The organism is Microbacterium sp. 11MF (assembly GCF_000383475.1).
Classification (GTDB): domain Bacteria; phylum Actinomycetota; class Actinomycetes; order Actinomycetales; family Microbacteriaceae; genus Microbacterium; species Microbacterium aquilitoris.
This window is the reverse complement of sequence record NZ_KB911459.1, coordinates 950,625-966,805: the sequence shown is the minus strand read 5'-3', so window position 1 is coordinate 966,805 and position 16,181 is coordinate 950,625. Positions and strand designations below refer to the sequence as shown.

The following is a 16,181-nucleotide window of genomic DNA, read 5'->3' as shown; positions in this document are numbered from 1 at the left end:
CCCCTGCATGCGCGTCGTTTTCGCCGGAACCCCCGAACCGGCCGTCCCGTCCCTCCGCGCCCTCGCGGCCTCGTCCCATGAGGTCGTCGGCGTCGTCACGCGACGCGATGCTCCGATCGGACGCAAGCGCGTCCTGACGCCCTCGCCGGTCGCGGTGGCGGCGGAGCAGCTCGGGCTCCCGATCGTCAAGGCGGACCGCCTCGACGACGCCGCGACGGCCGAGATCGCCGCGCTCGGCGCGGACCTGGGTGTCATCGTCGCCTACGGCGGACTGGTGCGCGAACCGCTCCTGTCGATGCCGCCGCACGGCTGGATCAACCTGCATTTCTCCCTCCTCCCGCGCTGGCGCGGCGCGGCGCCCGTGCAGCACGCGCTCATCGCCGGCGACCGTGTGACGGGCGCCGCCGTGTTCCAGCTCGTCCCCGCCCTCGACGCCGGGGACGTCTTCGCCGAGCTCCGCTACGACGTCCCGCGCGGTGCCACGGCGGGCGACGTGCTCACGGACCTGGCCGCGTCCGGCGCGGAACTCGTCTCGGGAGTCGTGGATGCGATCGCCGACGGCTCGGCGGTCACGACGCCCCAGCACGGCGAACCCACCCTCGCGCCGAAGCTCACACAGGCCGACGGCGCCCTCGATCTGGCCGAACCCGCTGACCGGGTGATCGACCGCTTCCGCGGGACGACGCCCGAGCCCGGTGCCCACGTGTCGCTCGACGGTCAGCGGGTGAAGGTGCTCGCCGCCCTCCGCGGTCCCGACGCCGATCTCGAGGCCGGTCAGGTCGCGCTCGTCGGCCGTGACGTCGTCGCGGGCACGGGGGAGGGAACCGTCCTTCTCCGGACGGTCCAACCCGCCGGAAAGGGTGCGATGAACGCGGCCGACTGGTGGCGCGGGCTCCGCGTCGATGATCCTCGGGTCGATCTCCCTGGAGCGGTCTCGTGAGCGCCGCCCGCGACGTCGCGTACGCGGTCATCCGCGCCGTTGGAGAGGACGACGCCTACGCGAACCTCCTCTTGCCGCGCGAACTCGAGCGCGCCCGACTGTCGACCGCGGATGCCGCCCTCGCCACCGAGCTGACCTACGGCACCCTCCGCCGTGTCGGGACGTACGACGCCATCATCGAGATGGCGGCGTCGCGACCCGTCTCGGGGATCGACGCGCCCGTCCTCGACGCGCTTCGACTCGGCACGCACCAGCTCCTCGCGACCCGCGTCCCCGCGCACGCCGCCGTCCACGAGACGGTCGACCTCGTCGGTCGTGTGGCGGGCCGCCGCGCGACGGGGTTCGCCAACGCCGTCCTCCGCCGCGTGTCGGAACGGGACGAGGAGGAGTGGCTGACCCGCATCGAGGATGCCGCCCGCTCCGACGACGAGCGCCTGGCTGTCCGGTTCGCACACCCGGTCTGGATCATCCGGGCCTTCCGGCGCGCGCTGTCCGTCGAGGGACGCGGGGATGAGCTCCTCGACCTCCTCGCCGCCGACAACGCCGCGCCCACGGTGACCCTCACCGCTCTGCCGGGCGTCGGGTCGATCCCGGACGACGCGGAGCGCACCCCGTTCTCCCCGATCGGCTTCCGCCTCGCCGGTGGCGACCCGGACCGGATCGTCCGCGGGTCGGGGGGTGCTGTCCGCGTGCAGGACGAAGGGTCGCAGCTTGCGGCCCTCGCCCTGTCGCGTGCGGTCCCGATCCGCGCGGGGGAGCGGTGGCTGGACCTCTGCGCCGCGCCCGGCGGCAAGACCGCCGTGCTGGCTGCCGAGGGCGCCACCGGCGGCGCGATCGTCGAGGCGAACGAAGTGTCACCTGCGCGGGCCCGCCTCGTCCGGCAGTCGGTCGCCGCCGTCCCCCTCGACGTGCCCGTGTCGGAGGAGGACGGTCGCACCCGCGCGGGCCGCGGGGTCTACGACCGGATCCTCGTCGACGCCCCCTGCACCGGCCTCGGCGCCCTCCGACGCCGGCCCGAGGCGCGGTGGCGGAAGGCCCCGGCGGACGTCCCCGAACTCACTCAGCTGCAGACCGAACTCCTCATCGCGGCGGTCGACGCGCTTGCTCCCGGCGGCGTCGTCGCCTACGTGACGTGCTCACCCCACCTCGCCGAGACCGCGGGTGTCGTGGCAGAGGTCGAACGTCGGTTCGGTGACGCTCTCACCCAGCTTGACGCGCGCGAGGTGCTCCGGCAGGTCGCCGGCGGGGATATCGATCTCGCGGAGCCGTCGGATGGATCGGGCCGCGCCCAGCTGTGGCCACACCGTCACGGCACCGACGCGATGTCGATCTGGTTGCTCCGCAAGAACTGACCGGGCACCGGGATAATGGCTGACGTGGCCGATTCCGACGTACGCATCAACCCCAGCATCCTCGCCGCCGACTTCGTGAACATGCAGGCGGAACTCGCCCGCATCGCGTCGGCCGACTTCGTCCACGTCGACGTCATGGACAATCACTTCGTCCCGAACCTGACGTTCGGTCCGCAGATGGTCGAGCGCATCCAGGCGACGAGCCCCGTCCCGCTCGACGTGCACCTCATGATCAGCGACGCCGATCGCTGCGCTCCCGAGTACGCCGAGATCGGGGCGGCATCCGTCACGTTCCACCTCGAGGCGGCCGCCGACCCCGTCGCTCTCGCTCGTCGGCTGCGGCAGATCGGCGCACGCGCCGGCGTCGCGGTCAAGCCTGCGACCCCCGTGGAGCAGCTGTTCGACGTCCTCGACGAGTTCGACCAGATCCTCGTCATGACGGTCGAGCCCGGCTTCGGCGGGCAGAGCTTCATGGCCGACCAGATGCCCAAGCTCCGCCGGCTCAGCGACGAGGCCCGCCGCCGCGGGTCGCGAGTGTGGCTCCAGGTCGACGGCGGCATCGGCGAATCGACCATCGCGCAGGCAGCGGATGCCGGTGCCGACACATTCGTGGCGGGCTCGGCCGTCTTCGGGGCCGAGGATCCCGGCGCAGCGATCAGCGCGCTCCGCTCAGCCGCGGCATCCGCCCACCGTCACTGACGAGCACGGCCGTCACGCGGACCGGCCGTGATCGGCGGGCCGGTACCCTGGAGGGTGTGAAGACCTTCGACGCACTGTTCTCCGAGCTGAGCGAGACCGCGGCGAGCCGTCCCGAGGGATCGGGCACGGTCGCGCAGCTGGATCGCGGCGTCCACGCCATCGGCAAGAAGATCGTCGAAGAGGCCGCCGAGGTCTGGATGGCCGCCGAGTACCAGTCCGACACCGAGACGGCCGAGGAGATCTCGCAGCTGCTCTACCACCTGCAGGTGATGATGCTCGCGAAGGGGCTGACGCTCGAGGACGTGTACCGACATCTCTGATCGGTCCCTCGACTCGTCCGCCCACCTCCACACCGAAAGACGCTCCATGCTGCGCATCGCCGTCCCCAACAAGGGCATGCTCGCCGAAACCACCGCGGGGATGCTCGCCGAAGCCGGGTACACCGGTCGACGCGACCCCAAGGACCTGCACGCCATCGACCCCGTCAACGACGTCGAGTTCTTCTACCTCCGTCCCAAGGACATCGCCACCTACGTCGGCTCCGGTGCGCTGGACGTCGGCATCACCGGTCGCGATCTGCTGCTGGACGCCCGGATGCCGGGTGCCCGCGAGATCGAGAAGCTCGGCTTCGGCGGCTCGACGTTCCGGTTCGCCGGCCCTCCCGGACGCTTCACGGAGCTCGCCGACCTCGACGGACTGCGCGTCGCGACCGCCTACCCGGGTCTCGTGGACGCGTACCTCGACGACCTCGGCGTCGCCGTCGACCTCGTGCCGCTCGACGGTGCGGTCGAATCCGCCGTTCAGCTGGGTGTCGCGGATGCCGTCGCCGACGTCGTCTCGACCGGCACGACCCTCCGCCAGGCGGGGCTCGAGATCTTCGGACCGGTGCTGCTGGAGTCCGAGGCCGTCCTCATCGGCGCGCCGACCGAGGCCGACGGCACCGAGACGCTCCTGCGCCGCCTGCGCGGCGTCATGGTCGCCCGGCGCTACGTCCTCATCGACTACGACCTGCCCGCGCACCTGGTCGACCAGGCGGTCGCCCTCGCTCCCGGCATCGAGTCGCCCACGATCTCGCCGCTGCGCGACCCCGCGTGGGTTGCCGTCCGCGTCATGAGTCCGCGGAAGACCGTGAACCAGGTCATGGACGCCCTCTACGAGATCGGCGCGCGGGCGATCCTCGTGACCGCCATCCACAACGCGAGGCTCTGACGTGTCGCTCGTCAGCCGCGTGATCCCGTGTCTCGACGTGGCCGCGGGCAAGGTCGTCAAGGGCGTCAACTTCGAGAACCTCCGCGAAATGGGCGATCCCGTCGAACTGGCGCGCCGGTACTACGAGCAGGGCGCCGATGAGATCACCTTCCTCGACGTGACGGCCACCGTCGACGCACGCGACACGACGTACGACGTCGTGCAGCGCACCGCCGAGCAGGTCTTCATCCCGCTCACCGTGGGCGGGGGAGTGCGCTCGGCCGAGGACGTCGCACGGCTCCTCGGGGTCGGCGCCGACAAGGTGGGCGTCAACTCGGCCGCGATCGCCCGGCCCGAGCTCCTCGGCGAGATCGCCGACCGCTTCGGGGCGCAGGTCCTCGTCCTCTCCCTCGACGTCAAGCGCGCTCCCGGCAAGCCGTCCGGCTTCGCCGTCACGACGCACGGCGGACGCACCCTCACCGACCTCGACGCGCTCGCCTGGGCGCGCGAGGCGATCGAGCGCGGTGCGGGGGAGCTCCTCGTCAACTCGATCGACGCCGACGGCACGAAGGACGGCTTCGACCTCGAGCTCGTCTCGCTCATGCGCGAGGTGTCCACGGTGCCCGTGATCGCCTCCGGAGGAGCGGGGGATGCCGCGCACTTCGCCCCGGCGATCGCCGCCGGTGCCGACGCGGTGCTCGCGGCATCCGTCTTCCACTCCGGCCAGCTGACCGTCGCGGACGTCAAGGACGCGCTCGTCCGCGAAGGGGTGGAGGTCCGCCGATGACCCGGTCGATCGAGGAGCGCATGTCCCGAGTGGTCTACAACGCCGACGGCCTCGTCCCCGCGATCGTGCAGCAGCACGACACGCGCGAGGTGCTCATGCTCGGGTGGATGGATGCCGAGGCCCTCCGCCGGACGCTCACCGAGGGTCGCGTGACGTTCTGGTCGCGGTCGCGTCAGGAGTACTGGCGCAAGGGCGACACGTCCGGCCACGCGCAGTTCGTGAAGGGCGTGCGGCTGGACTGCGACGGCGACACGCTGCTGGTGTCCGTCGAGCAGGTCGGTGCGGCCTGCCACACCGGCGACCGCACGTGCTTCGACGCCGACGACCTCGATCCCGTCGTCGGCGAGTTCTCGTGACCGAGGCGACGTCGCGACGCACCCGCCTGTCGGCCGTCCTCGCGATCCTGGCCGGCGGCGCACTCGGCATCATCGGGTCGACCCAGACCTGGCTCGAGGCGACCGTCGACGACGGGTCTCCGGTGCCGATCGCCGTCGCGGGAGCCGATGCCCTCGCCGTCGTCGCGCCCCTGAGCCTCGCGGCGCTCGCTCTCGGGCTCGCCCTGACGATCGTCGGCCGCGTGCTCCGCCACGTCTTCGCCGTCATCGCCGTGGCCCTCGGCGCCGGCCTCGGATGGGGTGCGTTCCGCATCGCCTCCCAGCGACCCGTGGATGCCGTCGCCGGACCGGTGACCGACGCCACCGGTCTCAGCGGGGAGAAGAGCATCGCCGCCATCGTGACCGAGGTCACGGTGACGCCCTGGCCGGCGGTCACCGTCGCGGCATCCGCTCTGATCCTGCTCGGCGGCGTGCTCGCCCTCGCGACGGCGCACCGATGGAGCTCGGCGGGCCGGAAGTACCGCACGGATCGCGCGGCCGGTCCCCGCGACAGCATCGACTCCTGGGACGATCTCTCGCGCGGCGAGGACCCGACCACCTGAGCTCCGCGGGGCGGGGGAGTCTGCACGCCCCGCTAGACTGATCACGCGGCGTCAGCCGATCCAGACAACCCGTGCGTCCCATCGAAGGAGAACAATGAGCGGCATCGAGGACCCCGGCCACGGACACTCCCCGGCGGCATGGACGACGGTCATCATCATGCTCGTCGCGCTGACGATCGGCACCGTGTTCTTCTTCCTCGAGATGCCGCTCCTCGTCTGGCTCTCGGTCGTCCTGCTGCTCCTCGGTCTCGTCGTCGGCTTCATCATGACCAAGGCCGGCTACGGCGTCGGCGGGTCGAAGACCGTCTCGAAGCAGCACTGACATGCTCGCCGACCTCATGGGCGGCGCGGTGGAGGATGCACGGGAGCGGGAGACCGTCCGCCCCCTTGCTGTCGTGGAGAAGCTCGCCCTCGCGCAGCCTGCCGCGATCGATGCCCTCGCCGCCCTCGCACCCGCAGAGCGCGTCAAGATCATCGCCGAGGTCAAGCGCGCGAGCCCGTCGCGCGGTGACCTCGCCGACATCCCCGATCCCGCGCTGCAGGCGCGCCGGTACGAACTCGGCGGCGCGTCCGCCATCTCGGTCCTGACCGAGGGGCGCAAGTTCAAGGGTTCGCTCGCCGACCTCGAGGCCGTCCGCGCCGCGGTCACGCTTCCCGTGCTCCGCAAGGACTTCATCTCGACGGCCTACCAGGTGTTCGAGGCACGCGCCGCGGGCGCCGACCTCGTGCTGCTCATCGTCGCCGGGCTCGAGCAGGACCTGCTCACCGAGCTCCACGGTCTCGTGCAGGAGCTCGAGATGACGCCCCTCGTCGAGACGCACTCGGCGGAGGAACTGGCGCGCGCGAACGACATCGGTGCGCGTCTGGTCGGAGTCAACGCGCGCAACCTCTCGACCTTCGAGCTCGACCGCGACCTCTTCGGGCGGCTCGCGGCCGACATCCCCGAGGGTGTGATCAAGATCGCCGAGTCCGCGGTCCTCTCACCCGCCGACGTCGCGCACTACCGTGCTGCGGGTGCCGACGTCGTCCTGATCGGCGAAGCGCTCGTCACGAGTGACCCCGTGTCGACGCTCGCCGCCTTCCTGGAGGCAGGTTCATGAGTCTTCGTGCAGCTACCGGTCCGTTCTTCGGCGAGTTCGGCGGGCGGTACATGCCCGAGTCCCTGATCGCCGCGATCGACGAGCTCACCGCGGTCTACGAGGATGCGAAGGCGGACCCCGCCTTCGCTGCCGAGTTCTCCCGGCTCCTGAGCGTCTACGCCGGCCGACCGTCGGCCCTGACCGAGGTGCCCCGGTTCGCCGAGCACGCCGGCGGCGCGCGGGTCTTCCTCAAGCGCGAAGACCTCAACCACACCGGCTCGCACAAGATCAACAACGTCATCGGTCAGGCGCTCATCACGAAGCGGCTCGGCAAGAAGCGCGTGATCGCCGAGACCGGGGCAGGCCAGCACGGCGTCGCGACCGCGACCGCCGCCGCCCTGTTCGGCTTCGAGTGCACGGTGTACATGGGCGAGGTCGACACCGAGCGACAGGCGTTGAACGTCGCGCGCATGCGGCTGCTCGGGGCCGAGGTCATCCCCGTCACGACGGGCTCGCGGACGCTGAAGGACGCGATCAACGAGGCGTACCGCGACTGGGTCGCGTCGGTCGACACGACCAACTACATCTTCGGCACCGCCGCCGGGCCCCACCCGTTCCCCGCGATGGTGCGCGACTTCCAGAAGATCATCAGCGAGGAGGCGCGTCAGCAGCTCCTCGACGAGATCGGCCGGCTCCCCGACGCGGTCGTCGCCTGCGTGGGCGGCGGGTCGAACGCGATCGGCATGTTCGACGCCTTCCTCGACGACGAGGGCGTGGCGCTGTACGGCGTCGAGGCGGCCGGCGACGGCGTCGACACGCCCAAGCACGCGGCATCCATCGAACGCGGTCGCCCCGGCATCCTCCACGGCGCGAAGACGTTCGTCCTGCAGGACGAGGACGGGCAGACGACCGAATCGCACTCGATCTCGGCCGGGCTCGACTACCCGGGCGTCGGTCCCGAGCACGCGTGGCTCGCGAGCATCGGCCGTGCGCAGTACATCCCCGCCACCGACACCGAGGCGATGGAGGCCCTGCGTCTGCTGAGCCGGACCGAGGGCATCATCCCCGCCATCGAGTCCGCGCACGCCCTCGCCGGGGCGCTGCGCATCGGACGCGAGCTGGGTCCCGACGGCGTGATCGCGATCAACCTCTCGGGCCGCGGTGACAAGGACATGGACACCGCCGCCCGGTGGTTCGAGCTCTACGACGCCGACAAGGAGCCCGTCGAGGTACCGACCGACCCTGCGCACGGCAGCGGCGAAGGGGTCGAACTGTGACCTCTCGCGTCGCGGCCGCGATCTCCGCCGCGAAAGAAGCGGGACGCGGGGCCTTCGTGGGCTACCTCCCGATCGGATATCCCGACCTGCAGACGAGCATCGACGCCGCGGTCGCCCTCGCCGAGAACGGCGCCGACATCCTCGAGCTCGGCCCGCCCTACTCCGACCCCGTCATGGACGGCGTCGTCATCCAGGAGGCCACCCAGGCCGCCCTGGCGGCCGGGTTCCGCTTCCGCGACACGTTCACGGCCGTCCGTGCGATCGCCGAGCGCGTCGACGTCCCGATCGTCGTCATGACGTACTGGAACCCGGTGTTCCAGTACGGCGTCGACCGCTTCGCCGACGACCTGGCCGCTGCGGGCGGTGCGGGGCTCATCACGCCCGACATCACCCCCGACGCCGCCGCCGACTGGATCGCCGCGTCGGAGCGCACCGGCCTCGACCGCATCTTCCTCGCGGCGCCCTCTTCCACTGAGGAGCGGATCAAGATGATCGCCGAGCACTCCACGGGCTTCGTCTACACCGTCTCGACGATGGGCATTACGGGGGAGCGTGCCGAGTTGGATGCCGCAGCCCGCGCCCTCGTCGACCGCCTGCGGGCCCACGGGGTCGAGAACGCCTGCGTCGGCATCGGGATCTCCACCGCCGACCAGGTGGACGGTGTCCTCGAGTACGCGGACGGCGCGATCGTCGGCACGGCGCTCGTCCGCGCACTGCGGGACGGCGGCGTCGACGGGCTCGCGGCGACGGCGCGCGAGCTGTCGCAGGGCGCAGGACCGCACGCCGTCACCGCGTAGACTCGCCGTCGTGACTTCTGCTGCCCTCTCTGTCGTCGCGAGCATCCCCAGCCCGTCGATCAGTTCGTTCCAGCTCGGCCCGCTGACGATCCACTTCTACGCCCTGTGCATCCTGGCGGGCATCATCGTCGCGACGCTGTGGACCAACCGTCGCCTCACTGCGCGCGGCGCGGAGCCCTGGGTCGTGATCGACATCGCTCTGCTGGCCGTGCCGCTGGCCATCATCGGCGCGCGCATCTTCCACGTCCTGACCCACCCCGGCTTCTACTTCGGGGAGGGCAAGGACCTGTGGGCGATCTTCCGGATCTGGGAGGGCGGCATCGCCATCTTCGGCGCCCTCATCGGCGGTGCGATCGGCGCGTGGCTCGGCTGCAAGTGGAGCGGCATCCGCTTCTGGACGTTCGCCGACGCCCTCGCGCCGGCACTGCTGCTGGCGCAGGCGTTCGGACGTTTCGGCAACTGGTTCAACCAGGAGCTCTACGGTCTTCCCACCGACCTGCCCTGGGGTCTGGAGATCGACTACCCGAACTCGGCGTGGCCCGCCGGGCTGCCCGTGGGCACCCTGTTCCACCCGACGTTCCTCTACGAGGTCATCTGGAACGTCATGGGCGTCATCATCATCGCTGCGGCGGGACGCCGGTTCCGGCTGCAGTGGGGACGCCTGTTCGGCCTCTACCTGGTCTGGTACTCGGCCGGTCGCATCGTGTGGGAGTCGATCCGCATCGATCCGAGCGAGGTGTACCTCGGTCTCCGCACCAACGTGTGGGCGGCGATCTTCGGTGTCATCGTGGGTCTGGTCATCATGATCGTGCAGAAGAGGCGGCACCCGGGGCTCGAGCCCTCGCCGTACCAGCCGGGTCGCGAATGGACTCCGCCGGGCGGGGTACACTCGCAGGGAACCGATGACTTCGTGGACGTGAGCGCACCCCCCGCGTCCGAAGAATCCTCCGGTGGGGCCACAAGCTCCCTCACCACCCGATAGCACCGCAGGGCCGACGTCGTCCCAGGTTGAGCACCCATGTGAGGACGGTAGGCATGCCCTCGAGCTCCCGTCACGAAGACACCACGACCCGGCCGGCCGGGTCCATCACCGGTGGTTCGTTCCCTGCGAAGCAGGGGATGTACAACCCGGCGTTCGAGAAGGACGCCTGCGGTCTGGCGATGGTCGCGACTCTGCGCGGCGAGGCGGGCCACGACATCGTGGACCTCGCCCTCACCGCGCTCCGAAACCTCGAGCACCGCGGTGCCATCGGGTCGGATGCCGGTACCGGTGACGGCGCCGGCATCCTGACTCAGATGCCCGACGCGTTCCTGCGCGCGGTCGTCGACTTCGACCTGCCCGCGGTCGGCGAGTACGCCGTCGGTCTCGCGTTCCTGCCGACCGACCACGACGAGCGTGCTGCGCAGAAGGCGGCTGTCGAGGACATCGCGGCAAGCGAGGGCCTGACGGTCCTCGGGTGGCGCGTGGTCCCGACGGCGGACGAGAACCTGGGCAAGTTGGCGTTCAACGCACGCCCGGCGTTCGAGCAGCTCTTCGTGTCACGGCCCGCCGTCGGCGATGCGCCGGCGCTGTCCGGCATCGCGCTGGACCGCCGCACCTACCGCCTGCGCAAGCGCGCCCAGCACGAGCTCGATGCGTACTTCGTGTCGCTGTCGAGCCGCACGCTCGGCTACAAGGGCATGGTGACGACGCTCCAGCTCGAGCCGTTCTACCCCGATCTTCAGGACGATCGTTTCGCGACCGAGCTCGCGGTCGTGCACTCCCGCTACTCGACCAACACCTTCCCGTCGTGGCCGCTGGCCCAGCCGCTGCGCATGCTGGCCCACAACGGCGAGATCAACACCGTCAACGGCAACCGCAACTGGATGCGGGCGCGGCAGTCCCAGCTCGAGTCGGAGCTCCTCGGCGACATCAGTCCGCTGCTGCCGATCTGCAGCCCCGGCCAGAGCGACTCCGCGTCGTTCGACGAGGTGCTCGAACTGCTGACGTTGACCGGCCGCAGCCTGCCGCACGCGATCATGATGATGGTCCCCGAGGCGTACGAGAAGCAGGCCGACATCCCCGACGACCTGCGCGCCTTCTACGACTACCACTCGATGCAGATGGAGCCGTGGGACGGCCCGGCAGCGCTCATCTTCACCGACGGCTCGCTCGTCGGCGCGACGCTCGACCGCAACGGCCTGCGCCCCGGTCGCTGGACCGAGACGACGGACGGCCTCGTCGTCATCGGAAGTGAGACGGGTGTGCTCGACTTCGAGCCCCAGCGCATCAAGCGGCGCGGTCGGCTCCGGCCGGGACGCATGTTCGTCGTCGACACGGCGCAGGGCCGCATCGTCGAGGACGACGAGATCAAGCGCGACCTCGCCTCGCTCCACCCGTGGCAGGAGTGGCTCGACGCAGGGCGCGTCCGCCTCAAGGACCTTCCCGAGCGCGAGCACATCGTGCACCCGATCGCCTCGATCACCCGGCGTCAGCGCACCTTCGGCTACACCGAGGAGGAGGTGCGCATCCTCCTGACCCCCATGGGCCAGACCGGTGCCGAACCCCTCGGTGCGATGGGCTCGGACACGCCGATCGCCGTCCTCAGCCAGCGGCCGCGCCTTCTCTTCGATTACTTCGTGCAGCAGTTCGCGCAGGTCACGAACCCGCCGCTCGACTCGATCCGCGAAGAGGTGGTCACCTCCCTCGGCCTCGGCCTCGGCCCCGAGCGCAACCTCCTGGCCTCCGGCGCCGACCACACCCGGGTGATCACCCTCGACTTCCCGGTCATCGACAACGACGAGCTCGCGAAGCTGCAGAACATCGACCGCGCCCTGCCGGGTCGCCGCTCCATCACGATCCGGGGCCTGTACCGCGCAGACGCCGACGCGGACTCGCTGCGCTCCCGGCTCGACGAGATCTGCGCCGAGGTGGATGCCGCCATCGCCGACGGTGTCGAGTTCATCATCCTCAGCGACCGCGACTCGACGTCGGACCTCGTGCCGATCCCCTCGCTGCTGACCCTGTCGGCCGTCCACCACCACCTCATCCGCAACCAGAACCGCATGAAGGTCGGTCTCGTCGTGGAGGCGGGCGACGTCCGCGAGGTCCACCACGTCGCGACGCTGATCGGATACGGTGCGTCGGCGGTCAATCCCTACCTCGCGATGGAGACGGTCGAGTACCTGGTCCGCGCGGGGTACATCACGGGCGTCGAGCCCGAGAAGGCCGTCCGCAACCTGATCTACGCGCTCGGCAAGGGCGTGCTGAAGATCATGTCCAAGATGGGCATCTCGACGGTGTCCTCGTACGCGGGCGCCCAGGTCTTCGAGGCCGTCGGACTCTCGCAGGAGTTCATCGACACGTACTTCACCGGCACCGAGACGAAGCTCGGGGGCATCGGGATCGAGGAGATCTCGCGCGAGAACCTCGCCCGTCACGAGTTCGCGTACCCCGCCGATCAGGCCGCGCGCGCACACGAGCGGCTCTGGACGGGCGGCGAGTACCAGTGGCGGCGGGACGGGGCATCCCACCTCTTCAACCCCGACACCGTGTTCCGTCTGCAGCACGCGACCCGGACGCGCCGCTACGACATCTTCCGCGAGTACACGCAGATGATCGACGAGCAGGCGTCCGACCTGAAGACGCTGCGCGGCCTCTTCCGGCTCAAGTCCGGCGTCCGCCCCGCGGTTCCCATCGACGAGGTCGAGCCGATCTCGTCGATCGTGAAGCGCTTCTCGACCGGAGCGATGAGCTACGGCTCCATCTCCAAGGAGGCGCACGAGACCCTCGCGATCGCGATGAACCGACTCGGTGCGAAGTCGAACACGGGCGAGGGCGGAGAGGACGTCGACCGGCTCCTCGACCCCGAACGGCGCAGCGCCATCAAGCAGGTCGCCTCGGGACGTTTCGGCGTCACGAGCATGTACCTGACGCACGCCGACGACATCCAGATCAAGCTCGCCCAGGGCGCGAAGCCCGGCGAGGGCGGGCAGCTGCCTCCCGGCAAGGTCTACCCCTGGATCGCGCGGACGCGGGGCGGCACGCCCGGTGTGGGACTCATCTCACCGCCGCCCCACCACGACATCTACTCGATCGAGGACCTGAAGCAGCTGATCTTCGATGTCAAGCGAGCCAACCCGTCGGCGCGCGTCCACGTGAAGCTCGTCAGCCAGTCCGGCATCGGCGCGGTCGCGGCGGGAACGGCGAAGGCCCTGGCCGACGTCATCCTCGTCTCGGGGCACGACGGCGGCACGGGGGCGAGCCCGCTGAACTCCCTGAAGCACGCGGGCACGCCCTGGGAACTCGGTCTCGCCGAGACCCAGCAGACGCTCATGATCAACGACATGCGCGGCCGGGTGGTCGTGCAGGCGGACGGACAGCTGAAGACCGGACGCGATGTGCTCATCGCGGCGCTGCTCGGCGCCGAGGAGTTCGGCTTCGCGACGAGCGCGCTCGTCGTCGAGGGCTGCATCATGATGCGCGTGTGCCACCTCGACACCTGCCCCGTCGGCGTCGCGACGCAGAACCCGGAACTGCGCAAACGCTTCTCCGGTAAGGCCGATCACGTCGTGAACTTCATGGAGTTCATCGCGCAGGAGGTGCGGGAGTACCTGGCCGAGCTCGGCTTCCGCTCGATCGAAGAGGCCGTCGGTCACACCGAGGTCCTCGACGTGCAGCCGGCGGTCGACCACTGGAAGGCGTACGGGCTGGACCTGTCGCCCATCCTCCGCGGACCCGTGTTCGAGGAGGATGCACCCCGTCACCGCGTGCGCGAGCAGGACCATGAGCTCGAAGAGCACTTCGACGTCGGTCTGCTCGACCGGGCGCGCGATGTCGTCGCCCACGGGGGTCACGTGACGATCGACCTCCCGGTGCGCAACACCGAGCGTGCCGTCGGCACCATGCTCGGACACCACGTCACCAAGGCCCACGGGGAGAACGGTCTGCCGTCGGGCACGATCGAGGTCAACCTGACCGGATCGGCGGGGCAGTCCTTCGGCGCTTTCCTGCCCTCGGGCATCACGCTGCGTCTCGAGGGCGACTCGAACGACTACGTCGGCAAGGGCCTGTCGGGCGGCGAGATCGTCGTCCGGCCTCCCCGCGATGCCGCCTTCGACGCCTCGAAGAACGTCATCGCCGGCAACGTGATCGGCTACGGCGCGACCCGCGGCTCGATGTTCCTCCGAGGCGTCGTCGGCGAACGGTTCCTCGTCCGTAACTCCGGAGCCACGGCTGTCGTCGAGGGCGTCGGAGACCACGCGCTCGAGTACATGACCGGGGGACTCGCCGTGATCCTGGGGCCCACCGGCCGCAACCTCGGAGCGGGCATGTCCGGCGGATCGGCCTACATCCACCACCTGGACCAGGCCCTCATCAACCGCGAGGCCCTCGCGACCGGCGAGCTGGAGCTCCTCGAGCTCGGCGCCGGCGATGTCGAGATCCTCCGCGACCTGCTGGTCCGTCACGTCGAGGAGACCGGATCGGACCTCGCCGAGCGGCTGCTCGCGAACCTCGACACCGAGGTCGCGAACTTCACCCGCGTCCTGCCGCGTGACTACGCGGCCGTCCTGAAAACCCGCCAGGAGGCGGCCGCCGAGGGGCTCGACCCCGACAGCGACGTCGTCTGGAACCGCATCCTGGAGGTGACCCGTGGCTGACCCGAAGGGCTTCCTCAAAGTCACCGAGCGCGAGCTGCCGCCGCGCCGGCCCGTCCCCGTTCGCATCATGGACTGGAAAGAGGTGTACGAGCAGGGCGACCAGGCCGTGCTGCGTCGCCAGGCCGGCCGCTGCATGGACTGCGGCGTCCCGTTCTGCCACCAGGGATGCCCCCTGGGCAACCTCATCCCGGAGTGGAACGACCTCACCTGGCGCGGGGAGGGTCGCGCTGCCATCGAGCGGTTGCACGCGACGAACAACTTCCCGGAGTTCACCGGTCGCCTGTGTCCCGCGCCCTGCGAGAGCTCGTGCGTCCTGGGGATCAACCAGCCGGCCGTCACGATCAAGCAGATCGAGGTCTCCACGATCGACGAGGCGTTCGCGCACGGCTGGGTCGAGGCCGAGCCGCCGGGACGTCTGACCGGCAAGACGGTCGCCGTCGTGGGTTCGGGCCCCGCCGGTCTCGCTGCGGCGCAGCAGCTCACGCGCGCCGGGCACACGGTCGCCGTGTACGAGCGCGACGACCGCATCGGCGGTCTGCTGCGCTACGGCATCCCGGACTTCAAGATGGAGAAGCGCCACCTCGAGACCCGACTGCGGCAGATGCGTGACGAGGGCACGCGCTTCCGCGCCGGCGTCGAGATCGGCAAGGACCTGTCGTGGGACGACCTGCGGGCGCGGTACGACGCCGTCGTCATCGCCACCGGTTCGACCGTGCCGCGCGACCTCGCGATCCCGGGGCGCGACCTTGCCGGCGTCCACTTCGCCATGGAGTACCTCGTCGAGTCCAACAAGGCTGTCGCGGGCGATCAGGTCCCTCACCAGATCCACGCCGAGGGCAAGCACGTCGTCGTGATCGGCGGCGGCGACACCGGCGCCGACTGCATCGGCACGGCGCACCGCCAGGGTGCCCTGAGCGTCACCAACCTCGCGATCGGCAAGCAGCCGCCCGAGGCGCGTCCCGATCACCAGCCGTGGCCCATGATGCCGACCCTGTTCGAGGTCGCCTCGGCGCACGAAGAGGGCGGCGAGCGTTCGTACCTCGCCTCGACCGTCGAGTTCCTCGGCAACGAGGCGGGGGAGGTGCGCGCCCTGCGGGTGGCCGAGACGGAGTTCGTCGACGGCCGCCGCGTCCCCAAGGGCGGGACCGAGCGGGAGATCCCCGCCGATCTCGTTCTCATCGCCATGGGATTCACCGGCCCCGAGCGCACGGCGCTCGAGCAGCAGCTCGGCGCCGTGTTCACCTCGAACGGCAACGTCGAGCGTGCGGACGACTGGCAGGCGACGGCACCGGGTGTCTTCGTGGCCGGGGATGCCGGTCGTGGTCAGTCCCTCATCGTCTGGGCGATCGCAGAAGGGCGCGCGGCGGCCTCGGCCGTCGACGAGTACCTGATGGGGTCGACCAGCCTCCCGGCGCCGGTCCGACCGACCGACGTCGCGATCGGCCTCCAGCACGCCTAGGCTGAGACCGTTCCCAACTCCCGAAT

The 16,181-nt window shown here is 70.4% G+C and carries 15 protein-coding genes; all 15 read left to right on the top strand.

What is annotated here, in order from left to right:
* Window positions 1–7 precede the first annotated feature (7 nt).
* Window positions 8–940 carry a methionyl-tRNA formyltransferase gene (gene fmt / locus H286_RS0104730; protein WP_020097291.1) on the top strand — a complete coding sequence of 311 codons (933 nt, stop codon included), beginning with the start codon at window positions 8–10 and terminating at the stop codon, window positions 938–940.
* The gene (locus H286_RS0104725; RefSeq protein WP_020097290.1) at window positions 937–2,292 is read left to right on the top strand and encodes an RsmB/NOP family class I SAM-dependent RNA methyltransferase; all 1,356 of its coding nucleotides are present in this window, start codon (window positions 937–939) and stop codon (window positions 2,290–2,292) included. The genes fmt and H286_RS0104725 overlap by 4 nt, the downstream gene beginning before the upstream one ends.
* A gap of 15 nt (window positions 2,293–2,307) precedes the next feature.
* On the top strand, window positions 2,308–2,991 hold the full coding sequence (gene rpe, locus H286_RS0104720) for a ribulose-phosphate 3-epimerase (protein ID WP_020097289.1): 684 nt from the start codon (window positions 2,308–2,310) through the stop codon (window positions 2,989–2,991).
* A 56-nt stretch (window positions 2,992–3,047) separates the two neighbouring features.
* Window positions 3,048–3,311, top strand: a complete 264-nt coding sequence (locus tag H286_RS0104715) for a phosphoribosyl-ATP diphosphatase (RefSeq protein WP_018186764.1) — start codon at window positions 3,048–3,050, stop codon at window positions 3,309–3,311.
* A gap of 46 nt (window positions 3,312–3,357) precedes the next feature.
* Window positions 3,358–4,200 (top strand): ATP phosphoribosyltransferase, encoded by an 843-nt coding sequence (gene hisG, locus H286_RS0104710; protein WP_020097288.1) that lies wholly within the window; start codon window positions 3,358–3,360, stop codon window positions 4,198–4,200.
* A gap of 1 nt (window position 4,201) precedes the next feature.
* Window positions 4,202–4,966, top strand: coding sequence for an imidazole glycerol phosphate synthase subunit HisF (hisF, locus tag H286_RS0104705; protein WP_020097287.1), 765 nt, complete (start codon window positions 4,202–4,204; stop codon window positions 4,964–4,966).
* Window positions 4,963–5,322, top strand: coding sequence for a phosphoribosyl-AMP cyclohydrolase (gene hisI / locus H286_RS0104700; protein WP_020097286.1), 360 nt, complete (start codon window positions 4,963–4,965; stop codon window positions 5,320–5,322). Before hisF ends, hisI begins: the two co-directional genes overlap by 4 nt.
* Window positions 5,319–5,903, top strand: coding sequence for a Trp biosynthesis-associated membrane protein (locus H286_RS0104695; RefSeq protein ID WP_020097285.1), 585 nt, complete (start codon window positions 5,319–5,321; stop codon window positions 5,901–5,903). The genes hisI and H286_RS0104695 overlap by 4 nt, the downstream gene beginning before the upstream one ends.
* Window positions 5,904–5,997: 94 nt before the next feature.
* Window positions 5,998–6,225, top strand: coding sequence for a DUF6704 family protein (locus H286_RS0104690; RefSeq protein WP_018186769.1), 228 nt, complete (start codon window positions 5,998–6,000; stop codon window positions 6,223–6,225).
* A gap of 1 nt (window position 6,226) precedes the next feature.
* Entirely contained in the window at window positions 6,227–7,003 is a 777-nt protein-coding gene (gene trpC, locus H286_RS0104685; RefSeq protein WP_020097284.1) for an indole-3-glycerol phosphate synthase TrpC, read from the top strand.
* Entirely contained in the window at window positions 7,000–8,259 is a 1,260-nt protein-coding gene (trpB, locus tag H286_RS0104680; RefSeq protein WP_018186771.1) for a tryptophan synthase subunit beta, read from the top strand. The genes trpC and trpB overlap by 4 nt, the downstream gene beginning before the upstream one ends.
* Window positions 8,256–9,056, top strand: a complete 801-nt coding sequence (trpA, locus tag H286_RS0104675) for a tryptophan synthase subunit alpha (protein WP_018186772.1) — start codon at window positions 8,256–8,258, stop codon at window positions 9,054–9,056. Before trpB ends, trpA begins: the two co-directional genes overlap by 4 nt.
* 10 nt (window positions 9,057–9,066) lie before the next feature.
* Window positions 9,067–10,038 (top strand): prolipoprotein diacylglyceryl transferase, encoded by a 972-nt coding sequence (gene lgt, locus H286_RS0104670; RefSeq protein WP_020097283.1) that lies wholly within the window; start codon window positions 9,067–9,069, stop codon window positions 10,036–10,038.
* A gap of 53 nt (window positions 10,039–10,091) precedes the next feature.
* The gene (gene gltB / locus H286_RS0104665; protein WP_020097282.1) at window positions 10,092–14,696 is read left to right on the top strand and encodes a glutamate synthase large subunit; all 4,605 of its coding nucleotides are present in this window, start codon (window positions 10,092–10,094) and stop codon (window positions 14,694–14,696) included.
* Window positions 14,689–16,155, top strand: a complete 1,467-nt coding sequence (locus tag H286_RS0104660) for a glutamate synthase subunit beta (RefSeq protein WP_018186775.1) — start codon at window positions 14,689–14,691, stop codon at window positions 16,153–16,155. Before gltB ends, H286_RS0104660 begins: the two co-directional genes overlap by 8 nt.
* Window positions 16,156–16,181: the final 26 nt, after the last annotated feature.